Source organism: Phenylobacterium sp., from assembly GCF_030654915.1.
Taxonomy (GTDB): Bacteria; Pseudomonadota; Alphaproteobacteria; order Caulobacterales; family Caulobacteraceae; genus Phenylobacterium.
Genome location: NZ_JAURWM010000239.1, coordinates 1 through 19,790 on the forward strand (window position 1 = coordinate 1; position 19,790 = coordinate 19,790).

At 67.3% G+C, this 19,790-nt stretch carries 23 protein-coding genes; 11 read left to right on the plus strand and 12 right to left on the minus strand.

Annotated elements, in window-relative coordinates; translation table 11 throughout:
• From Q7T84_RS12350 to Q7T84_RS12375, 6 genes are all read right to left on the minus strand, one after another.
• A partial coding sequence (locus Q7T84_RS12350) for a hypothetical protein (protein ID WP_304809274.1) occupies positions 1 to 190 on the minus strand: 190 nt, incomplete at its 3' end.
• A gap of 31 nt (positions 191 to 221) precedes the next feature.
• Complete coding sequence (locus Q7T84_RS12355) at positions 222 to 3,158, minus strand: tetratricopeptide repeat protein (RefSeq protein WP_304809276.1); 2,937 nt, start codon at positions 3,156 to 3,158, stop codon at positions 222 to 224.
• A gap of 6 nt (positions 3,159 to 3,164) precedes the next feature.
• The gene (locus Q7T84_RS12360; protein ID WP_304809278.1) at positions 3,165 to 3,920 is read right to left on the minus strand and encodes a MotE family protein; all 756 of its coding nucleotides are present in this window, start codon (positions 3,918 to 3,920) and stop codon (positions 3,165 to 3,167) included.
• Positions 3,917 to 4,441, minus strand: coding sequence for a DUF6468 domain-containing protein (locus Q7T84_RS12365; RefSeq protein ID WP_304809280.1), 525 nt, complete (start codon positions 4,439 to 4,441; stop codon positions 3,917 to 3,919). Before Q7T84_RS12365 ends, Q7T84_RS12360 begins: the two co-directional genes overlap by 4 nt.
• Positions 4,438 to 5,523, minus strand: coding sequence for a flagellar motor switch protein FliM (gene fliM / locus Q7T84_RS12370; protein ID WP_370653657.1), 1,086 nt, complete (start codon positions 5,521 to 5,523; stop codon positions 4,438 to 4,440). Before fliM ends, Q7T84_RS12365 begins: the two co-directional genes overlap by 4 nt.
• A 31-nt stretch (positions 5,524 to 5,554) precedes the next feature.
• Positions 5,555 to 6,145, minus strand: coding sequence for a flagellar basal body-associated FliL family protein (locus Q7T84_RS12375; protein WP_304809282.1), 591 nt, complete (start codon positions 6,143 to 6,145; stop codon positions 5,555 to 5,557).
• A gap of 216 nt (positions 6,146 to 6,361) precedes the next feature.
• On the opposite strand from Q7T84_RS12375, the gene flgF reads away from it, so the two are divergent.
• From flgF to Q7T84_RS12405, 6 genes are read left to right on the plus strand one after another with little or no spacing between them, the layout of a single operon-like run.
• On the plus strand, positions 6,362 to 7,099 hold the full coding sequence (gene flgF, locus Q7T84_RS12380) for a flagellar basal-body rod protein FlgF (protein ID WP_304809284.1): 738 nt from the start codon (positions 6,362 to 6,364) through the stop codon (positions 7,097 to 7,099).
• Positions 7,100 to 7,113: 14 nt separating this feature from the next.
• Entirely contained in the window at positions 7,114 to 7,902 is a 789-nt protein-coding gene (gene flgG, locus Q7T84_RS12385; RefSeq protein ID WP_304809286.1) for a flagellar basal-body rod protein FlgG, read from the plus strand.
• Positions 7,903 to 7,904: 2 nt separating this feature from the next.
• Positions 7,905 to 8,642 carry a flagellar basal body P-ring formation chaperone FlgA gene (flgA, locus tag Q7T84_RS12390; protein ID WP_304809288.1) on the plus strand — a complete coding sequence of 246 codons (738 nt, stop codon included), beginning with the start codon at positions 7,905 to 7,907 and terminating at the stop codon, positions 8,640 to 8,642.
• Between the two features lie 12 nt (positions 8,643 to 8,654).
• The gene (flgH, locus tag Q7T84_RS12395) at positions 8,655 to 9,386 is read left to right on the plus strand and encodes a flagellar basal body L-ring protein FlgH (protein ID WP_304809291.1); all 732 of its coding nucleotides are present in this window, start codon (positions 8,655 to 8,657) and stop codon (positions 9,384 to 9,386) included.
• Positions 9,387 to 9,444: 58 nt separating this feature from the next.
• On the plus strand, positions 9,445 to 9,918 hold the full coding sequence (locus Q7T84_RS12400; protein ID WP_304809293.1) for a hypothetical protein: 474 nt from the start codon (positions 9,445 to 9,447) through the stop codon (positions 9,916 to 9,918).
• Positions 9,919 to 9,942: 24 nt separating this feature from the next.
• Positions 9,943 to 10,455 (plus strand): hypothetical protein, encoded by a 513-nt coding sequence (locus Q7T84_RS12405; RefSeq protein WP_304809295.1) that lies wholly within the window; start codon positions 9,943 to 9,945, stop codon positions 10,453 to 10,455.
• Between the two features lie 22 nt (positions 10,456 to 10,477).
• Here the strand turns inward: Q7T84_RS12405 and dxs are convergent, their stop codons facing one another.
• The 5 genes from dxs to Q7T84_RS12430 all read right to left on the minus strand — a co-directional run bounded on the left by dxs (position 10,478) and on the right by Q7T84_RS12430 (position 15,193).
• Positions 10,478 to 12,394, minus strand: coding sequence for a 1-deoxy-D-xylulose-5-phosphate synthase (gene dxs, locus Q7T84_RS12410; RefSeq protein ID WP_304809296.1), 1,917 nt, complete (start codon positions 12,392 to 12,394; stop codon positions 10,478 to 10,480).
• Positions 12,395 to 12,421: 27 nt separating this feature from the next.
• Positions 12,422 to 13,300, minus strand: a complete 879-nt coding sequence (locus tag Q7T84_RS12415; protein ID WP_304809298.1) for a polyprenyl synthetase family protein — start codon at positions 13,298 to 13,300, stop codon at positions 12,422 to 12,424.
• A gap of 1 nt (position 13,301) precedes the next feature.
• Positions 13,302 to 13,544: an exodeoxyribonuclease VII small subunit gene (locus tag Q7T84_RS12420; RefSeq protein ID WP_304809300.1), complete on the minus strand. Its 243-nt coding sequence runs from the start codon at positions 13,542 to 13,544 to the stop codon at positions 13,302 to 13,304.
• 66 nt (positions 13,545 to 13,610) lie between these two features.
• The gene (locus Q7T84_RS12425; protein WP_304809302.1) at positions 13,611 to 14,228 is read right to left on the minus strand and encodes a phosphoglycerate mutase family protein; all 618 of its coding nucleotides are present in this window, start codon (positions 14,226 to 14,228) and stop codon (positions 13,611 to 13,613) included.
• A 41-nt stretch (positions 14,229 to 14,269) separates the two neighbouring features.
• Positions 14,270 to 15,193: a histone deacetylase family protein gene (locus tag Q7T84_RS12430; protein ID WP_304809304.1), complete on the minus strand. Its 924-nt coding sequence runs from the start codon at positions 15,191 to 15,193 to the stop codon at positions 14,270 to 14,272.
• Between Q7T84_RS12430 and Q7T84_RS12435 the strand changes: the two genes are divergently transcribed.
• Entirely contained in the window at positions 15,192 to 15,770 is a 579-nt protein-coding gene (locus Q7T84_RS12435) for a GNAT family N-acetyltransferase (RefSeq protein WP_304809306.1), read from the plus strand. The genes Q7T84_RS12430 and Q7T84_RS12435 overlap by 2 nt on opposite strands.
• 149 nt (positions 15,771 to 15,919) lie before the next feature.
• A complete protein-coding gene (locus Q7T84_RS12440; RefSeq protein WP_304809308.1) occupies positions 15,920 to 16,414 on the plus strand; it encodes a recombinase family protein in 495 nt (164 codons plus the stop codon).
• Here the strand turns inward: Q7T84_RS12440 and Q7T84_RS12445 are convergent.
• Positions 16,411 to 17,292 (minus strand): LysR family transcriptional regulator, encoded by an 882-nt coding sequence (locus tag Q7T84_RS12445; RefSeq protein ID WP_304809310.1) that lies wholly within the window; start codon positions 17,290 to 17,292, stop codon positions 16,411 to 16,413. The genes Q7T84_RS12440 and Q7T84_RS12445 overlap by 4 nt on opposite strands.
• Before the next feature lie 96 nt (positions 17,293 to 17,388).
• On the opposite strand from Q7T84_RS12445, the gene Q7T84_RS12450 reads away from it, so the two are divergent.
• From Q7T84_RS12450 to Q7T84_RS12460, 3 genes are all read left to right on the plus strand, one after another.
• A complete protein-coding gene (locus Q7T84_RS12450; protein ID WP_304809312.1) occupies positions 17,389 to 18,384 on the plus strand; it encodes an aldo/keto reductase in 996 nt (331 codons plus the stop codon).
• Positions 18,385 to 18,460: 76 nt separating this feature from the next.
• A complete protein-coding gene (locus Q7T84_RS12455) occupies positions 18,461 to 18,817 on the plus strand; it encodes a MerC domain-containing protein (protein WP_304809314.1) in 357 nt (118 codons plus the stop codon).
• A 119-nt stretch (positions 18,818 to 18,936) separates the two neighbouring features.
• Positions 18,937 to 19,790: VWA domain-containing protein (locus Q7T84_RS12460; protein WP_304809316.1), on the plus strand; the 854-nt coding region annotated here is incomplete at its 3' end.

A 19,790-nucleotide genomic window follows, 5' to 3' on the forward strand; every position in this document is an offset into this window, starting at 1 on the left:
AGCTGGCGTCGAAGGCGCCCAGTTCGGCCTGGAAGACGCCGACATCGACGACGCAGGAGGGTGAACCTTTTCCAGGCCTGTCGGGGCAGAAGTCACGGCGCTCGGACGATGTCTGGGCCTGGGCCGAGGCGGCGAACGCGAGGCTTGCGAGGACCGCGGCGGAAATGGCTTGAAGCGAACGGTGACGCATCGGAACTTCCCAGATCGCCAAGGCGAGCGCCTTAGCCCTTTGCCGCCGTCGTGGCGGCGGCTTGCTTGGCGGCCGGCGCGGGGGCTTTGGCCGTTCCGACCGGAGCCGGCTTCTCGCGGAAGCGCGCTTTCATTTTCTCGACCCAACCGGCGAACGCCTCGTTGTCGGCGGTGACGCGGCTAAAGTCGCCGACCGAGAGCTGTCCGTCCTGCATGCCCGACAGCGCCACGCGAAGGGCCTCGGGATTGCGGGCCTGCTCGTAGAAGCCCCCATAGCGCTGCTGCAGGCGTGTGAGCGCCGCGTCGTTGCCCGACAGGCTGTAGGCGACGCCGGTCCGAAGCAGCTTGCCCTCCTCCTCGACCGAGAGCGGACCTGCCGCCTTCCAGCGGTCGCCGAGGCTCTTCTCGAACAGGCTCGCCGAGGCGTCCCAGTTCTTCTGCTTCCAGAAGACCTCGGCGCGCAGATCCTGGCCCTCACGGCTGGGGTCGCGCTCGATGACCTCCAGCGCATGATCGAAGCGGCCCAGCCCCATCAACGCCCGGCCCTCGACCAACCGGCGTTCGGTGTTGAGCGCGGTCGGGAGAACCGTCGTCCGGGACCCGTTGATCGCCTGCAAGGCCTGCTCGGGCCGCTGGTCCATCAGATAGATCACCGCCAGGTCGGTCGCGACCTGGGCGCGCGGCACGCCGTCCAGGCGGTTGTCGGCCTGGTATTTCAGGAGGCCGGCGGCCTGGTCGAGCAGGTCCACATCCACGAGGCGGCGAACCAACTTGCGGACCATCAGGTCGCCATCCGCGCCCAGCGGCGTCAGGTCCTGGAAGTCATAAAACATCGCCAAGGCCTGGACCGGCTCCAGGCCGTCGGCCGCGCCGTCGAGGAACAGGGCGCGGAACGCCGCGCCGAGGTCGGCCTGAAGCTGCACCGCTTCGGGCAGGTCTGGCAGGCTGCGTCCGGCCGAGCGTAGCGCTTCCAGCGCCTCGCGATAGCGGCCCTGGCTGAGATAGAGGTCGCCCAGCGCGCGGATGGTCTCCAGCTCCGTGGAGTCCCCGCGCCAGCGGTAGCGCAGCCCCGAGAAGGTGTTGGCGGCCTGGACCGGCGTGATCTTGCCGGTCTCCAGTCGGATCTTGGTGGCGCGCAGGGTGGCCGGGGCCGAAAGCCCCTCGCTCGGCGCGCCGGCGACGGCGGCGTAAATGCGAAGCGCTCGATCTTTCGACCCCTGGGCCTCGAGCACGCGAGCCTGGACCAGCCGAGTGGCGAGTTCTTCCAGCGAGTCGGTCTTATCCAGCAAAGCCAGCTTGATGCGCGCGTCGGCGCCGTTGACGTCGCCCAGCGCCAGGGCCGCTTGGGCGTCGGAGCGGGCGAAGCGCGCCTTCCACACCGGCGAGAACTGGTTGAACGCCTCGGCGCCGGCGCTGAACTGGTTGCGGGTTTCGGGCCACTGCCCCAATTGCGCGGCGATGTAGGAACGCCAAAGCGCGGCGGCCGGATTGTCGGACAGGATCGGAACCGAGAAGTCGGCCTGGGCCTCCTTGTACCGGCGCGCCATCACTCGGGCGATGCCACGCAGGGCGCGGAACTCCGGATCTTCCATGATGGCGGGATTGCGCCGCCCCGCGTCGTTCAGGACTCCGATCGCCTCGAAGGACAGTTCCGAACCGACCAGAAACCGGGCCAGCGCCATCCGGGCGCCGACCGGCGCGTCGCGGCCCAGAGCCGCCTCCTCGTTCGACGCCGCCAACAAGGCGTTGTAGCGCGTCAGGAAGCCGCCCGAGCCGGTCTTTGGCCAGTTCTCGTAGTCGATCAGGCCCGGCATGGTTGCTTGCGGCGCGCCGAGATTGGCTTCGATGCGTTCCGTCGCGGCCGAGGCCGGCGATAGCATCAGACCGGCGGGGCGCCCGAACTGCACCAGGTCGCCCTCGCGCCGGACGCCCAGGTCATCGATGTAGGATTCAACCGCCAGCCCTTGGGCCGAGGGCAGCAAGGCCAGTTGCACGAACTCGCGACGCGAGGGCAGACCCTTGGTCGGGCCAAGGGCGGTGACGACCGACAGCGTGTCGCCCACCACGGGATCGGCGACCCTCACGACCCGGGTCGCGCCGGCGACGGCCGCCCGAAGCCCCGCGGGACCGCTGAGCGGGTCGCGGACCACCTTGATCTGGCTAGGCTGGGCGGCGACCTGCGGGCCGGCGCCCAGCGTCACGGTCCAGACCGGGCCCTGGCTGATCGCGAAGACCGGCGTGCCCGGCGGCGTCTCGATACGAACGGCGGTGTAGTCGTTCCCACGGATCGCGCTGAGGCCAGTCATCTGGCGCAGGCCGCGCGGGGCCTTGGAAACGTCGATGGCGGCCGGCGCGTCGAACACCACCCAGATCGCGCCGCCGCGCCGGAACACCGCCGCGCCATTTGGATTGGCCCAGGGGAAGGTTAGTTGAACCTGACCCGAGCCGACCTTGCTCTCCATCCGCACCACGCCGCCAGCCGGCACTGGATTGGGGCGCGGTGGTTCTGGCGTGGGGGCCGGAGCTGAAACCGGCGGCGCCGCAACGGCGGCGACAGCGGTCGGCGCGGGGGCCGCGACCGGCGGTCGCTCGAACAGATTGACGTAGGTGACGCCGTCGGCGACCCCGACCTTGGCGTCGGCCGTGTCGGTGAGCGTCAGCACCAATTCCAGCCCGCCGCCGGCGCGGCGCGCTTCCGTGGCCTTCAACCACTTAGGCGGCGAGACCCGCAGGCGCGATATGTCCGGGTTGGTGTCGCGGCCGAACTTCAGGATCAGGGTCTGGCCGTCGCGCCGGGCGACGGCGCGAGCGCCCTTGAACTCGATCCGAGAGAAGTCGCGGGCCTGGGCCACACGCACCTCCAGCCCGCCGCCCGCCGGCGCCCCTGGCGCCGCCATCCCTGCGGGCGCGGCGAGGCTGGCGATGGTGATCGCCGCCACGCTGGACCGGAGAGTTTGGCGCAGGCTCACGAGTTATCAGGCCTTGGGCGCGGGGGGCTTGGCGGGCGCGGGCGCCGCCGCGGCGTTGGCTGCGGCCGCGACGCGTTTGACGTCGGCGAAGCGACCGGCCAGCGCCTCGGTCAGCTTCTTGGCTTCGAGCGGCGGCATCGCCGCGATGATCGGCGAAAGCGAACGCTCCTTCATTTTCGCGGCGATCGGCAGGCGAACGGAGTCGTCCAGCAGAACGATGCGCGGCGCGGCGTCCTTGGGCTTCATGCCCTCGAACACCTTCACCAGCCGGTCGATCTCGGCCTGCTCCTTGGTGTCGGCGTCCACCATCAGCTTGGCGATGTCGCCCTTCATGCCGGTCAACGCCTTGATCTTGGCGTCGAGCTTGGCTTCGGCGGCGGCCATCAGGGCGAGCTGGACATCCATGTCCTGCTCGCGCTTGTCCAACTGGCCACGACGCGTGCCCAAGCTTTGCAGGACCTGGAGTTCGGCGGGCGAGAGCCCTGCTTCCTTGGCCAGTTCGGCGGCGGTGGGGGCGCAGACCGCGACCGGCTTGGCCGCCGGCGGCAGGACCGCGGAGGCGACGGCGTCCTTGGCCTGACCGGTCGCCGCCTTGTCAGCCGGCTTAGCGCCCGACTTCACGCCCTGGGCGGCGTCCTCGGCGAAGGCGCGCGCGCCAGAGACCATGTCCGGCAGCGACTGGGCGCCGGCCAGCGCATTGATCCCCATGACGCCGACGATAGCGACGCCGACCAGGGGCAGGATGCGAGGCATATTCTTCATCGGCGGGTTCCGGCGCGCGGGGTCTGGCGCTCAGCAGGTTGGTCGAAGAGATCGTCGTCGAAATTGACGGCGGGACGAGGTGGCGGCGCTTCACGCGCGGCGCGCGGCGGCGCTCGCTCGGGCCGAGGCTCGCGGGCGCCCGACAGCAAGGCTCCGAGCCGGTGGGTGACACGATCGACGTCCTCGCCCTCGGCGGGCTCCTCGCGGCGCGACCTCGCGGCGGGTTGAGCGGAGGACTGTGGTGACGCCTGGATTTGACGGTCGAGCTTGGTGGTGAGGGCGCGGGCCTTCTCGATCCGGTCGGCGAGGGCGTCGTGCGCCTCGTCGGTCGCGGCGCGCAGATCAGCCAGGCCCTGTTCGGCGCGGGCGGCGGCGATGTCCAGATCGGCCACCGCCTTGGCGAAGCCCTCATGGCTCTCGCGCAGGGCTTTCAGCCGGACGTTGAGCCGGTAGCCCATCACCAGGGCCGCGACCAACAAGCCGGCCAGCATCATGTTCATGCCGATGGCGACGATGCTCATTTGACCCTCGAAATCGCCTTCTTGGCGTGGGTCGACAGCGGACTGTCGACGCGCACGGCGATGTGGTGATTGCGGCGGCCCATCCGGCCACGGGTCAGGGGGATCGAGCCAGCGCGAAGTTCGACCTGACTGTCGGGCGTGGCGTTGAGCATGATCGTGTCGCCGACCTTGAAGTCGAGCACTTCGCGCAGGCTCATCTGCTGCTCATCGAGGACGGCGCGGACCTCCATCTGGGTGGTCCAGAGTTCGGTAGCCAAGTGGCCTTCCCAGATATTGTCGCGGCCGAACTTCTCACCCATGAACTGCTGCAACAGCATCTTCCGGATCGGTTCGAGGGTGGCGTAGGGCAGCAGCAGTTCGATGCGCCCGCCGCGATCTTCCATGTCGATCCGCAGCTTGACCAGGATCGCCGCGTTGGCCGGACGCGCGATGGCCGCGAAGCGCGGATTGGTCTCCAGGCGGTCGAGCGTGAAGGTCACCGGCGTCAGCGGTTCGAAGGCGGCGCGGGCGTCGGCCAGCACGACCTCGACCATCCGCTGGACCAGCACGCGCTCAATCGTGGTGTAGGGTCGGCCCTCGATGCGCATGGCCGCGGTGCCGCGGCGCCCGCCCAGCAGCACGTCGACGATCGAATAGATCAGGTTGGAGTCGACCGTCAGCAGGCCGTAGTTCTCAAGCTCTTCAGCCTTGAAGACCGAGAGGATGGCCGGCAGCGGGATAGAGTTCAGATAGTCGCCGAACCGGATCGACGAGATGTTGTCGAGGCTGACCTCGACGTTGTCAGAAGTGAAGTTCCGCAGGGAGGTGGTCATCAACCGCACCAGGCGGTCGAAGACGATCTCCAGCATCGGCAGGCGTTCGTAGGAGACGAGCGCCGAATTGATGATCGCCCGGATGCCAGAGCGTTCGGCGGCCTCTTCATCGGAGAGGTCGAAGCCCAGCAGGCTGTCGATCTCGTCCTGATTGAGGATCCGCTCGGAGCCGTTGCCCAGGCCCTCGCTGGCCCCGGCGTCCCAGGTCGACGGGTCGTCAGGGTTCATCGCACCCTGCATCCCGCCGATGATTTGAGGTTCGTCTTCCATGCGGTGTGTGCTGGCCAGGCCCCTAAGGGACCTAGTTGATCAGCATCTCCTCGATGAGCACGGCGTTCACCTTCGAGGGCGCGATCACCAGATTGACCCGGCGCTGGATCTCCATCCGAAGCTGGTAGGAGCCCTGGCTGCCCTGCAGGTCTTCGGGACGCAGCTCTCGCAGGAAGGTCTGGAACATGTCCTGCAGTCTAGGCATGTTCGGCTCAAGAAGATCCACGGTCTCCTGGTCAGGCACTTCCAGTGTCAGTTTCAGCTTCAGGAAGGTGGCGCGGCCATCGGCCGTCTGCATGTTCACGACCACGTTGGGCATGGTGTAGAACAAGATGCCGTCGGGTCCCTCGCGGACCTCGCCGAGCGTCTTGGCGCCTTCCTTGTCGCCCTTCTTGTCTTTCTCTTTTTTCTTGTCCGGCTTCTTGCCGGCGTGAGCCGCATCAGGCTTGGGCTTCAGCATCAGGAAACCGGCGGTTCCACCGCCGCCCAGGACCAACACCGCGGCGACGCCGGCGATGATCATCATCTTCGGCGTGAACTTCTTTTTGGCGGGCGCGCCTTCGCCTTCCTCGCCTTCGGCGGGCTCGCCCCCAGGGGCTTCCTTGACCTTGTCCTTGGCCACGCGCGCGCGCTCCTTAGAATCTATACCCGTCTCATCGCCTGCGCATGGTTAAGGATCAGTTTTTAACAGGTGTTAACGCGCGCGATTTCCGTGCCGGGCAAATTTAGCCGAGCGGCCGGCGTTAACCTTATTTCTTGTTGTTTTTGCTGTTCTTTTCGTCTGGCCCGATCCTTGCTTCCTTGACCGCGACAAATTCGCCGCAGGTTAAACCTAGCCATGGATAACGCCCTCTACGTCGGACTCTCGCGGCAAATGACGCTGCGCCGCGAACTCGACATCGTGGCCAACAACATCGCGAACGCCGACACCACCGGCTTCAAGGTCGAGAGCCTGATGGTCGAGACCGAGCCGATGGCCCCGGCCCACACCGCCGGCGCGCCGCGCCCGGTGAAGTTCGTGATCGACCGCAGCGTCGGCCGGGACTTCGGCCAAGGCGGCCTGCGCTCGACCGGCGCCACCTTCGATCTTGGCCTGGACGGCAACGGCTTCTTCAAGGTCGGCGCGCCTGGCGGCGAGGAATACACCCGCGACGGCGGCTTCCGCCTCGACGACGCCGGCCGCCTGACCACCCAGCAGGGCCTGCCCGTGCTCGACGAAGGGGGCGGCGAAATCGTCATCGACCCCGAGGACGGCGCGGTCAGCATCGCCCAGGACGGCACCGTCAGCCAGGGTGAGGAACTGCTGGGCAAGATCGGCGTCGTGCGTTTCGACAACCTGACCGTCCTCGAGAAGGTCGGCGACAACCGCTACCGCAATACTTCCAACGAGCAGCCCGTCGCCGCCCCCGAGGTCACGATGCACCAGGGCATGCTGGAAGGCTCCAACGTCAAACCGATCTCCGAGATCACCCGGATGATCGAAGTCACGCGCGCCTATGAGTCCATGGCCAAGATGATGGACTCCAACGCCGAACTGTCCCGCCGCTCGATCGAGCGGATGGGCAAGCTGAACTAAGGAAAGTCTAGTCGATGCAAGCGCTTCGCACCGCCGCGACCGGCATGGCCGCCCAACAGCTGAACGTTGAGGTCATCTCCAACAACATCGCCAACATGAACACCGTCGGCTTCAAGAAGCAGCGGGCGGAGTTCCAGGATCTGCTTTACCAGACCATCGAACGGGCTGGGGCCCAGTCATCCGACCAGGGCACAGTGGTCCCGACCGGCGTGCAGGTCGGCGGCGGGGTGAAGGCCGGATCGGTCTATCGCATCACCCAACAGGGGACGCTGAACGCCACCGGCAACAAGCTCGACATGGCGATCTCGGGGCGCGGCTACTTCCAGGTGCTGATGCCGACCGGCGAGACCGCCTATACCCGCGCCGGCAACTTCTCGCCCAACGACCAGGGCCAATTAGTGACCGAGGACGGCTATCTGGTCCAGCCGGCCATCACCATCCCCCAGGACGCCACCGACATCTCGATCTCCAAGAGCGGTCAGGTCCAGGCGACCCGCGCCGGCCAGACCGCGCCGGAAATCATCGGCAGCATCGAGCTGGCCACCTTCGTCAACGAGGGTGGGCTGGACGCCATCGGCGACAACCTGCTGCTGGAGAGCGCCGCCTCGGGCGCGCCCACGATCGGCACGCCGGGGACCGAAGGAATTGGCGGCATCAATCAAGGCTATACGGAAGCCTCGAACGTTGACGCCGTGACCGAGATCTCCGCCTTGATCGTCGCGCAGCGCGCCTACGAGATGAACTCCAAGGTGATCACCTCGGCCGACGAAATGCTGCGCACCGCCAGCAATCTCCGGTCCTAGCCATGAAACGCTTCCTGATCCTCGCCGGCCTCCTCGCCGCCAGCCCCGCCCTGGCCGGGCAGCCGGTCACGCTGAAGGCCCAAACCCTCGACTCCGACGGGATCGTCACCCTGTCGGACCTGTTCGACGGGGCCGGGGCCGCCGGCAAGGTGACCGTGGCCGCCAAGCCGGGCCTTTCCACCGTGCTCGACGCCGCCGCCGTGCAGGCCCTGGCCCGCCGCGCTGGTCTCGACTGGCCGAACGCCGAGGGCCTGCGTCGCATCGTCGTGCGTTCTGGCGCTGACGGCGTTGGCGGGGCGCTCGCCTCGCGCGGCAATGTCGAGGTCCTGACCTACGCCCGCAGCCTGTCGGCCGGCGAAATCGTCCAGCCGACGGACCTGGTCTGGGGCAAGGCCGCGGTCGCGCCGTCCGACGCGCCCAGCGACGCCGATGTGGTGATCGGCCTATCGGCCCGACGGCCCCTGCGCGCCGGCGCCGCCGTCTCGGCCCGCGACGTCTCCGCGCCGCAAGTCATCAAGGCCGGCGAACTGGTGGTGGTGAACTATCAGGACGGCGGCATCTCGGTGTCGCTCCAAGGCAAGGCGATGGCGGCCGCCGGACTCGGCGAGACGGTCAGCGTCCAGAACACCACCTCCAAGAAGATCATCCAGGCCATCGCCAGCGGCCCCGGCGAGGCCGTGGTCGGCCCCGCCGCCGACCAGTTCCGGGCCGCGCGCCGCACCCAATTCGCGCTTCGCTAGAGAGCCATTCCCATGCGCCTTTCGCTCCTCGCCGTTCTCGCCCTGGCGCCGCTGGCCGCCTGCTCCACCGCTATCGAGGCGGTGCACGGTCCGACGCTTGCGCCGGTCGGCTATCCCGCCACGCTGATCGCCCGCGACCAGCCGACCTTCGTCTCGGCGCGCGAGCCGATGCCCCAGGCGGCGTCGGCGAACTCGCTCTGGCGTAACGGCGCGCGAGCCTTCTTCATCGACCAACGCGCCAACCGGGTCGGAGATATCCTCACCGTCCAGATCGACATCAACGATAGCGCCCAAACCTCCAACGCCTCCAAAAGCAGCCGCACGGCAGGCATGAGCGCGGGCGTCGACAACTTCCTAGGCCTGGAAACCAGCCTGGGCCGGTTCTTCCCCGGCGCCTTCGATCCCTCCAACGCGATCAACACCAATTCCAACTCGACCAACGCCGGCTCCGGCGCCGTGACCCGCTCGGAGCGGATCTCGCTGACCATCGCCGCGGTCGTCACTAACGTCCTGCCCAACGGCAACATGGTGATCCAGGGCACCCAGGAGGTCCGCACCAACGCCGAACTGCGCCAACTGACCGTGGCCGGCATCGTGCGGCCCGAAGACATCTCCTCAGCCAACACCATCAGCCACACCCAGATCGCCGAAGCCCGCATCAGCTATGGCGGTCGGGGCGATATCAGCCGCGTCCAGAAGACCCCCGCCGGCCAGTCGCTGGTGGAGCGTTTCCAACCGTTCTGACGGCTGGAATGGATCATTTGGCGTGGGTGGGGGTTCTCCACTCGAAGGGAGCGTCATCATGCGTCGTCGTGCGATCCTCGGACTGGGACTTTCTTGCCTACTGACCGCGTGCACCCACGGGGGCTATGGGGCAGTCGATCTTGGCTGGTCGCTGCACCATGCCGACGGTGAAGGCGCCAAGCTCGCCTACGGCCAAGCCGACAGCGACAACGTCCTGCTGATGATGACCTGCCAACCGAAGTCCGGGCAGGTGCTGGTGTCGATGACCGCGCCCGACAGCGTCGGCCTCGAAGCCATCGAGATCGCGTCGCGCGGCCACTCCAGCCGGCTTCTCGGCGCCTCGGCTCCGGCCATGACCGAAGGCTCCTCGCTGATCGAGGCCATGGCCCCGGCCAGCGACCCGGCCCTGCAGAGCTTCGCCCGCACCGGCGATATCGCCGTGGTGGAGAACGGCCGCGCCGCGCACATGCCGGTCCGCAAGGCCGAACGCGCCAGGGTCGCCGACTTCTTCGCTCAGTGTCAGGCCGCCTAGAGCCGCCCCAAAGGTGATGCTAGCTTGGGCGGTATGAAGCTCGCCGCCTGCGCCCTACCCCTTGCCCTCTTCGCCACTCAAGCCGCCGCCCAGGAAGCCCACGTCTGGTCGGTGGAGACGCCGAAGGACGCCGACGCGGCCCTGCGCTACGCCATCCCCGACACCGACGCCCAGCCCGTCGCCTTCAGCTGCGTGCGCAAGTCGGGTCAGGTGAAGGTGTTCGCCCAGTTGGCCCGCGAGATTGGCGTCAAGATGGAGGCTAGCGGCTTGTGGGTCGACAAGGCCGGCGTGCGCGGCCCCTGGCCGATGAGCGTGATCCTCACCTCGGACAGCGCCAGCGCGACCTTGCGAGGCCAGGTCCATGTCGACGAGGCGACCGGCGGCTCACTGGCGATCGCCGAGTTTTCCACCGCCGCGCCCGTGGCGGAAGCGTTCCGCAAGACCGGCCTCATCTCCTTGAAGGCGGCCGGAGAAACGGTTCAGCCGCCGCCGGCGCCCAAGTCGATGGTTCGCAAGTTCCTCGGGGCCTGCAAGTAGGGCGAGGGACAGGCCAGCGCGTTTAGGCGCGACGGCCGGCCATCGAGTGATTGTCGACGCCCAGGGCCGAGAGCGCGCCCGCCGCGATGCCTTCGGCGTCCAGGCCTGCGTCGGCGTACATGATCTCGGGCTTGTCGTGGTCCTGGAAGATGTCGGGCAGGTTCAGGGTGCGGACCTTCAGGCCGCGATCCAGCGCGCCGTGCTGGGCCAGGGCCTGGAGCACGAAGGCACCAAAGCCGCCCATGGCGCCCTCTTCCACGGTGATCAGCGCCTCGTGCTCGCGGGCCAGCCGCAGCAGCATGTCGATGTCGAGCGGCTTGGCGAACCGGGCGTCGGCGACGGTGGCCGACAGGCCGCGCGCGGCCAGCAGGTCGGCGGCCTTCAGGCATTCGCCCAGGCGCGTGCCAAACGACAGGATGGCGACGGCGCTCCCCTCGCGGACGATGCGGCCCTTGCCGATCTCCAGAGGCTCGGCGATCTCCGGGATCGCTACGCCCACGCCCTCGCCGCGCGGATAGCGGAAGGCCGAGGGGCGGTCGTCGATGGCCACGGCGGTGGCGACCATGCGGGCGAGGTCGGCCTCGTCGGCGGCGGCCATCAGCACCATGCCGGGCAGAGCGCCCATGAAGCCGATGTCGAACGAGCCGGCGTGGGTTGAGCCGTCGGCGCCGACCAGACCGGCGCGGTCCACGGCGAAGCGCACCGGCAGGCCCTGGATCGCCACGTCGTGGACGACCTGGTCGTAACCGCGTTGCAGGAAGGTCGAATAGATCGCGCAGAACGGCTTCATACCGTCGGCGGCGAGCCCCGCGGCGAAGGTCACCGCGTGCTGCTCGGCGATCCCGACGTCGAAGGTGCGCGTCGGGAAGCGCTGGCCGAACAGATCGAGCCCCGTGCCCGAGGGCATGGCGGCGGTCACGGCGACGATCTTGTCGTCGCGCTCGGCCTGCTTGATCAGTTCCTGGGCGAAGACCTTGGTATATTGTGGGGCGGTCGGCTGGCTCTTGGCCTGCTGGCCGGTGACGACGTCGAACTTGGCCACCGCGTGCAGCTTGTCGGCGGCGCTTTCGGCGGGCGCATAGCCCTTGCCCTTCTGCGTCACCACGTGGACCAGGACCGGCTTGTCCTTGATCTCGCGGACGTTCTTCAGGATCGGCACGAGCGCCTCGAGGTCATGACCGTCAATCGGCCCGACATAGTAGAAGCCCAGTTCCTCAAAGAACGTGCCGCCGGTGACCATGCCACGGGCGTATTCCTCGGCCTTGCGAGCGGCTTCCTGCAGCGGTCTGGGCAGAACCTTGGCCACAGACTTGCCGACCTTGCGCAGCGACTGATAGCCGCCGCCCGAAACCAGGCGGGCCATATAGGCGCTCATCCCGCCGACCGGCGGGGCGATCGACATGTCGTTGTCGTTCAGAATGACGGTGAGTTGGCCCGTGGTCTCGCAGGCGTTGTTCATGGCCTCATAGGCCATGCCGGCGCTCATCGAGCCGTCGCCGATCACGGCGACCACGCTGTTGTGCTTGCCGTGCGCGTCGCGGGCCGCGGCGAAGCCGAGCGCCGCCGAGATCGAGGTGGCCGCGTGGGCCGCGCCGAACGGGTCGTACTCACTCTCGCTGCGCTTGGTGAAGCCCGAGAGCCCGCCGCCCTGACGCAGCGTGCGGATGCGATCGCGCCGGCCGGTGAGGATCTTGTGCGGGTAGGCCTGATGGCCGACGTCCCAGATCAGGATGTCGTCCGGCGTTTCATAGACATGATGCAGCGCCACGGTCAGTTCGACCACGCCCAGGCCGGCGCCGAAATGGCCGCCGGTCTGCGAAACAGCATCGATCATCTCGGCGCGAACTTCGTCCGCGAGCTGGCGAAGTTCGGCTGCATTGAACCCGCGCATGTCCCGTGGATACGAGACTTTGTCGAGCAGAGGGGTGACTGGCGGCATGTCTAAACGAATGTTGCTGCTTTGAATTCAGTTGCGGCGATCTAACACGAAATCCACGCTCGCCCGCAGGAATTCGGCCCGTGGGCCGAACGGGTCCAGGTGTGCTTTGGTCTGTTCGGCCAGAAGACTTAAGCGCTCACGCGCGGCGTCGGCGCCCAGCAGGGTCACGTAATTGGCCTTGCCCTTGTCGGCGTCCTTGCCGGCTTTCTTACCGAGCACCGCGCTGTCGCCCTCGGCGTCCAGCAGGTCGTCGACGATCTGGTAGGCCAGGCCGATATCCTGGGCGAAGGCCATCAGGGCGTGGCGCTCGGCGTCGCCGGCGTGGGCCATGATCAACGGCAGCTCGAAGGCGACCGCGATCAAGGCGCCGGTCTTCAGGCGCTGCATCCGGGCGACCGCGCCCAGATCGTCGCGCACGCCCAGCATGTCGATCATCTGACCGCCGCACATGCCCCGGGCGCCCGACGCCAAGGCCAGGCGCAGCACCATCTCGGCACGGACATTGCCGTCGCTGTGAGTGTCAGGATGGGCGAGAATCTCGAAGGCCACGGTCTGCAGGGCGTCGCCGACCAGCACGGCGGTGGCCTCGTCATAGGCCTTGTGCACGGTCGGTCGGCCCCGCCGCATGTCGTCGTCGTCCATGCAGGGCAGATCGTCGTGGACCAGGCTGTAGGCCTGGATGCACTCGAGCGCGCAGGCCGCACGCAACACCGCGCGGTCGTCCAGGTCGAACATCCGTCCGGTCTCGATCGCGAAGAAGGGACGCAGCCGCTTTCCCGGCCCGAGCGCCGCATAGCGCATGGCCTCGGTCAGGCGCGATTCTGGTCCCTCGGCGCGATGCAGCAACTCGTCGAGCGCCACCGTCACCAGGTCGGCGGCCTCGGCTACACGCTGGGCGAAGGCCATCTCAGTTGAACTCGGCCGGCTCGACGCCGACCTGGCCGCCCGTCCCCACCACGATCTTCTCAACCCGCAGGCGCGCGGCTTCGAGGCGCTTCTCGCAATGGGCCTTCAGCAGGGCGCCACGCTCATAGAGTTCGATCGATTGTTCCAGCGGAGCCTGGCCCGACTCAAGCTGACCGACAATGCGTTCGAGCTCGGCCAGAGCCTGTTCGAAGGACAGCGCATCGATGTCGGCGACGTCAGCCATTTAGAAATTCCTTGAGGAGCAAGCACGTTAGAGGCGAGGGCCGGCGGTCGCAACGCCCGAGGGGTGTCAGGAACGCTCGAAACGGCGGGTCGACCAGTACTTCCAGCCCTGGTTGGCCGTCAGCCGCCAGCCGCGTTTTCGCAGCGAGCGGCCGATCATGAAGTTGAAGAAACCGTGCGCCATCACCACCACGTTCTGGCCCTGCTCGGCCAGTTCGATGATCAGGTCGGCGGCCTGATCGGCGCGGGCCTCGGCCTGCACGCGGGTTTCCTGGCCGGCATGGTGATTGAAGAACCACCACCAGAACCGGGCGGTGAAACCCCACACCTTAGGCGACATCTTCAAGGCGGCGGGGAACTTGGGCGCCGGCAGGGGCGCCTCGACGAACATCGGATTGCGCGCGACCTCGCGCTCGCCCACCAACGCCTGGGTGCTCTCGATCGAACGTCGGCGCACCGACGATATGATCACGTCGGCGTGGGCGGCCTGTTCCAGAAGCTCGGGCGGCGGGGTCTGGCCCGGCCGGATCCCGAGTTGTTCATAGCGGCCCCAGTATTCCTCGTAGCCGCGCGCGTTCAGCATCACGTCGCGCGCGATGTCGGGCTCGCCATGGCGAGCCAGGACGATGGAACCCGGACGCGCGGCTGCGGTTTTTGGAGGGTCGGCGGTCAAAGCGTCGGCCATATCATTCGAAGGCCCAGATTCGAGCAACCCGGACTCGCCATTCACCCCTGCGAGAGAGCCCGAACGTGCGCGAGTGCAGAACGGCCTAGAGCTTCAAGGTCGTACCCGCCCTCGAGCGAGGAAACAACCCGGCCGCTGCTATGAGCCTGCGCCACGCTTACAATCGCCGCCGTCGCCCAGGCGAAATCCTCGGCCTCCAGGTTCTGGCTGGAATCGCCTATCGGGTCGCGGGCATGGGCGTCGAAGCCGGCCGAGACGATGATCAGGTCGGGCGTGAAGGCGTCGACATGCGACATCAGGCCCTCGAATTCCTTGCGCCACATTTCCCGCGGCGCGCCCGGCGGGACCACGGCGTTCCTGATGTTCGCCGCGGTTGGCTGAGACGGATGGCCCGTGCCCGGCCACATCGGCCACTGCTGGACCGAGGCGAAGAACAGGTCCTCGCGCCCGGCGAAGACCGCCTGGGTCCCGTTGCCGTGATGGACGTCGAAATCCACCACCGCTACGCGCTTCAACCCCGCCTCCTGGGCCGCGCGGGCGGCGATGGCGACGTTGGAGAAAATGCAGAAGCCCATCGGCAAGGCGGGCTCGGCGTGGTGGCCGGGCGGCCTCACGGCGCAAAAGGCGCGATTCGTCTGACCCGACGCCACGTCCCTCACCGCCTGCACGACGGCGCCGGCCGCCCGCCGCGCGGCGACGAGACTACCGGGCGACATATAGGTGTCGTCATCCAGCCGGAGCGTCCCGGCGATCGGCGCGGTCTCGAAAATCGCCTCGACGTAGTTTCCGCGGTGCGCCAGTTCGAGGTCGGCGCGGGTCACCAGCGGCGCATCGCGCGGCGCCAGCCGCAGATCGCTGTCGGTCAAGGCGTCCAGAACCGCGGTCAGCCGCGCCGGCCGCTCGTGATGGCCCTCGCCTGGGCGGTGGTCCAGCATGTCGGGATGGGTATAGAGGGCGGTGTCCATGGAATCCCACCTTAACCCGCAGAGCCCTCTAAGCCGAATGCAGGAACCCGTGATCCGCCGCGCGACCGTCACGGACGCCCAAGCCGTCGCCGAGATCGGCGCGCGAACCTTCAGCGAAACCTTCGCTCACCTTTATCCGCCGGAGGACCTCGCCGGCTTCCTGGCGGAGGCCTACAGCCTCGAGCAAACCAGGGCCGATCTGGCCGATCCCGCCAAGGCGGTCTGGCTGGTGGAAGCCGACGGGGTCGTGGTCGGCTACGCCCTGGCCGGACCTTGCGGCCTGCCCCACGCCGAGGTCACCCCCGCGTGCGGCGAACTCAAGCGGTTCTACTTGCTGAAGTCATCGCAGAACGGCGGCACGGGTCGCCGGCTATTTGACGAGATCATGGCCTGGCTGGAGCGCGACGGACCGCGCGATCTCTGGATCGGTGTCTGGTCGGAGAATTTCGGAGCCCAGCGGTTCTATGCCCGGCAGGGCTTCTCCAAGGTCGGAGAGTACGGCTTCAAGGTGGGCTCGACGGTGGACCACGAGTTCATCCTGAAGCGTGTTGCGCAAAGAGATTCCACCATTGCGTGAATTTGGCGGATCTGTTTGCAGAAATTGTCGAATATCGATTAGGAACTAGAGAAATATTGCTGCGATTTAACAACCTAGACTTTGACCCTGACGCTAGGTTTTGTCAGGTTCCGCCTCAATCTTCGCAGTAGCTAACTGGCGACGGGTGGATGTTGAAAATCGGTTATGTACGTCTGCGTGACGAGCGTGCGGCGGAAGACACGGCGGTCCTGAAGACGATCGGCTGCCATGTGGTTCGGGCTGAAGAACCTGTGGCTCCCCTCGCCGACGGCTCCGCTGTTTTGGCCTCGATTCTGGACTTTATCGGCGAAGGCGACCAGCTCGTCGTCACACGCCTGAACCACCTCGCCGCCTCGAGCCGCGACCTGCTGGACGTGATCGACCGGCTTGAAGCCCGCGGCGCGACGCTGTTCGTGGCCGAGGCCGAGGTCGGCAGCCAGGGCGAAGGCGGCCGCGCCATGCGTGCGGCGCTTGAAGCCGTGGCCTCCGCCGACCCCCATTGCGGAGCCCCCCGACGCAAGGGCGCGCCGACCGAGGACATCCGGGCTCTGCAAGCCGCGGGCGTTGGACCGGTCGAGATAGCCCGGCGACTGGGCGTTTCGCGGATGACCGTGTGGCGCAAGTTGAAGGCCCTGCCGGCCTAGACCTTGGCGTGTTTCACGAACTCGATGAACGCCCGCAGCGCGCTCGGCACATCGCGGCTGGGATAGTAGAGGAACGGCGCGGGAAACGGCGGTAGCCAGTCCTCCATGACGCTGACCAGGCGTCCTGCCGCGATATGCTCCCGAACCTGGCCTTCAAAGGCTAGGCAAAACCCAACCCCATCCAACGCCGCCCGCAGCAACAAGGGGATGTTCGTGGTCACCAATCGCGCCCCGGGCTCGATCTTGGTCGTCACCCCGTCTCTTTCGAACTCCCAGGCCGGCATGACGCCGCTCGGGAAACGGATCCTCAGACAAGGCTTGGCCAGCAGATCTCGGGGAAGAGACGGCGCGCCGTACTTGGCGATCACCTCCGGAGCCGCAACCAGCGCGTAGCGTTGCGCCGCCCCCAGGGAGACGGCGATCATATCCTGGGCCAGGCTCTCGTCCCATCGCACTCCGGCGTCGAAGCCAGCCTTGACGATGTCGACGAAGGCCGCCTCGGCGACGATCTCCAGCCGAACCTTGGGATGGGCGGCCAGAAAGGCGGCGACCAGCGGCGCCAGCATCAGTTCGACCGCTGGTTCCGGCGCGTTGATGCGGACCGTTCCGGCCGGCTCCCCGGCCTCGTCGCCCACCTGATCGACCGCCGCGGCGATCTCTGAAAGAGCCGGCGACAGCCGATCGAGCAAGCGCTGCCCCGCCGCCGTGGGCGCGACGCTGCGGGTCGTCCGGTTCAGCAGCCGCACGCCTAGCCGCGCCTCCAGGTCGCGAACGCTCTTGGACATGCTGGATGGGGCGACACCCCGTTCGGCCGCCGCCCGGCGAAAGCTGCGGTGACGTGCGACGGCGGAGAAGGCGTCGAGGTCGGCGAGGTTCATTGTACGAAATAACGAACAGTTTGTTCCGAACTACGCAGATTATCGCACAGCCAGTTCGGCGCCACCTTCCGCTCAGTTTCCTGAAGGATCGCCAAAATGAACATCCGCAACCTCGGGACCACTGGTCCCGCCACCTCCGCCCTCGGCCTTGGCTGCATGGGCATGTCCGACCTCTATGGCCCGTCGGATCGCCAGGAGAGCCTCGCCACCATGGCCGGCGCCATGGACGCCGGGATCACCCTGCTCGACACCGGCGGCTTCTACGGCATGGGCCACAACGAGATGTTGATCGCCGAAGGCCTCAAGGGCCGCCGGCGCGAGGACTTCATCATCAGCGTGAAGTTCGGCGCCCAGCGCGGACCGGACGGAGCCTGGCTCGGCTACGACGCCAGCCCCAAGGCTTTGAAGGCCGCGGCCGCCTACAGCCTCAAGCGGCTGGGGGTCGACCATATCGACATCTATCGCCCCGCCCGCCTGGACCCGGCCGTTCCCATCGAAGACACGGTGGGCGCCATCGCCGACCTGGTGAAGGCCGGCTATGTCCGCCACATCGGCCTCTCGGAGGTCGGCGCCGACACCCTACGCCGCGCCGCGGCCGTCCACCCGATCGTGGACCTGCAGATCGAATATTCGCTGATCTCGCGCGGGATCGAGGATGGGATCCTGTCGGCCTGCCGCGACCTGGGCATCGGGATCACCGCCTATGGCGTCCCGGCTCGCGGCCTGATCAGCGGTCACTGGACCAAGGAGCAGTCGGCGGCAGGCGATTTCCGCGGCATGAGCCCCCGCTTCCAGGGCGAAAACCTCGACCACAACCTGACCCTGGTGGAGGCCCTGCGCGGCGTGGCGCAGGCCAAGGGCGCCACCGTCGCCCAGATCGCCATCGCCTGGGTGCTGGCTCAAGGAAACGACATCGTCCCCTTGGTCGGCGCCCGCCGTCGCGACCGTCTGACCGAGGCTCTGGGCGCGCTGACGCTGGAACTCACATCTGCTGACCTGGCCGCCATCGAAGCGGCGGCTCCGAAGGGCGCGGCGGCCGGCGAGCGCTACCCAGCCCCACAGATGGCGACCCTCGACAGCGAAAAGTCCTGACGGCCGGTTGACGCGATACGTTATAATATTACATTAGCCTCGCCGCGACGATGACGGCCAGCCGAGCGAGGGACTTTTGAAGACCGCTTCCACGTCCCTGCTCGACGCCTCGGCCATCAGCCTGTCGGGCCTCTGCATGGCTCACTGCCTGGCCCTCCCCCTGGTCGCCGCCTTCTCCCCCCTCCTGGCGGCCTGGGCGGAGGCCGAGTGGGTCCATGTCGCCGTCATTCTGATGGCCGCGCCGCTCTCGGCCATGGCCCTTTGGCGCCGGGGCCAGCGACCGGCGGTGATCGCGTTGGCGGTTGGCGGCCTTTCACTCATGGGCCTGGGGCTCTGGCCCTTCCACACCCATGAGACCCTGCTGACGGTGGCCGGCAGCCTGTTGCTGGCCTGCGCTCACCTCGTCAATTGGCGGCGGCGGCACGCGCACTAGCCGCTCGGCGCGCGTGCGACGAAAACCGCCAGGCGCAAGGCGTGCTGGACAACGGCGGTCGGCGGCTTCATCTTCAGAAGTCAAACACCTGTTCGTCCCCCTATTTGGGAAGCCTGCCCATGTTCATGCGCTTTTTCACTGAGTTGCGCGAAGCCAAGGTCCCGGTGTCGCTGCGGGAGTACCTCATGCTCATCGAGGCGCTCGACAAGGTGGTGATCGAGCGCAACGTCGAGGACTTTTATTACCTGTCGCGTTCGGCCCTGGTGAAGGACGAGAAGAACCTCGACAAGTTCGACCAGGTGTTCAGCCACGTCTTCAAGGGCCAGGACAAGGTCGACGGCGTCGGCACGGCGGACATTCCGGCCGAATGGCTGAAGAAGATCTCCGAGAAGTTCCTGACCGAAGAAGAAAAGGCGCAGATCGAGGCCATGGGCGGCTTCGACAAGCTGATGGAAGCGCTGGCCGAGCGCATGAAGGAACAGAAGGAACGCCACGAGGGCGGCGACAAGATGATCGGCACCGGCGGCACCTCGCCGTTCGGCGCCAACGGCTATCATCCCGAAGGCGTTCGGATCGGCCAGGACAAGGGCCGCCACGGCAAGGCGATCAAGGTCTGGGACAAGCGCGAGTACAAGAACCTCGACGACAGCGTCGAACTGGGCACCCGCAACATCAAGGTCGCCCTGCGCCGGCTGCGCAAATGGGTTCGCGTCGGCGCCGCCGAGGAACTCGACATGTCCGGCACTATCCGCGGCACGGCCGAGAAGGGGTATCTGGATATCCATATGCGGCCAGAACGCCGCAACAAGATCAGCGTGTTGATCTTCTTCGACATCGGCGGCTCGATGGATAGCCACATCAAGATCTGCGAGGAGCTATTCTCGGCCGCCCGCAGTGAATTCCCGAACATGGAGTTCTACTACTTCCACAACTGCCTCTATGAGAGCGTGTGGAAGGACAATCGGCGCCGTCA

Bases quoted from the DNA above. Each gene is read 5' to 3' on its own strand.
- Q7T84_RS12400 (WP_304809293.1), top strand. From the start codon at position 9,445: ATGCGTCGTCGTGCGATCCTCGGACTGGGACTTTCTTGCCTACTGACC.
- Q7T84_RS12425 (WP_304809302.1), bottom strand. From the start codon at position 14,228: ATGGCCGACGCTTTGACCGCCGACCCTCCAAAAACCGCAGCCGCGCGT.
- flgA (WP_304809288.1), top strand. From the start codon at position 7,905: ATGAAACGCTTCCTGATCCTCGCCGGCCTCCTCGCCGCCAGCCCCGCC.
- Q7T84_RS12360 (WP_304809278.1), bottom strand. From the start codon at position 3,920: ATGAAGAATATGCCTCGCATCCTGCCCCTGGTCGGCGTCGCTATCGTC.
- dxs (WP_304809296.1), bottom strand. From the start codon at position 12,394: ATGCCGCCAGTCACCCCTCTGCTCGACAAAGTCTCGTATCCACGGGAC.
- Q7T84_RS12435 (WP_304809306.1), top strand. From the start codon at position 15,192: ATGGAATCCCACCTTAACCCGCAGAGCCCTCTAAGCCGAATGCAGGAA.
- Q7T84_RS12430 (WP_304809304.1), bottom strand. From the start codon at position 15,193: ATGGACACCGCCCTCTATACCCATCCCGACATGCTGGACCACCGCCCA.
- Q7T84_RS12415 (WP_304809298.1), bottom strand. From the start codon at position 13,300: ATGGCCTTCGCCCAGCGTGTAGCCGAGGCCGCCGACCTGGTGACGGTG.
- fliM (WP_370653657.1), bottom strand. From the start codon at position 5,523: ATGGAAGACGAACCTCAAATCATCGGCGGGATGCAGGGTGCGATGAAC.
- flgH (WP_304809291.1), top strand. From the start codon at position 8,655: ATGCGCCTTTCGCTCCTCGCCGTTCTCGCCCTGGCGCCGCTGGCCGCC.
- Q7T84_RS12440 (WP_304809308.1), top strand. From the start codon at position 15,920: ATGTTGAAAATCGGTTATGTACGTCTGCGTGACGAGCGTGCGGCGGAA.
- Q7T84_RS12445 (WP_304809310.1), bottom strand. From the start codon at position 17,292: ATGAACCTCGCCGACCTCGACGCCTTCTCCGCCGTCGCACGTCACCGC.
- Q7T84_RS12450 (WP_304809312.1), top strand. From the start codon at position 17,389: ATGAACATCCGCAACCTCGGGACCACTGGTCCCGCCACCTCCGCCCTC.
- Q7T84_RS12420 (WP_304809300.1), bottom strand. From the start codon at position 13,544: ATGGCTGACGTCGCCGACATCGATGCGCTGTCCTTCGAACAGGCTCTG.
- Q7T84_RS12365 (WP_304809280.1), bottom strand. From the start codon at position 4,441: ATGAGCATCGTCGCCATCGGCATGAACATGATGCTGGCCGGCTTGTTG.
- flgG (WP_304809286.1), top strand. From the start codon at position 7,114: ATGCAAGCGCTTCGCACCGCCGCGACCGGCATGGCCGCCCAACAGCTG.
- flgF (WP_304809284.1), top strand. From the start codon at position 6,362: ATGGATAACGCCCTCTACGTCGGACTCTCGCGGCAAATGACGCTGCGC.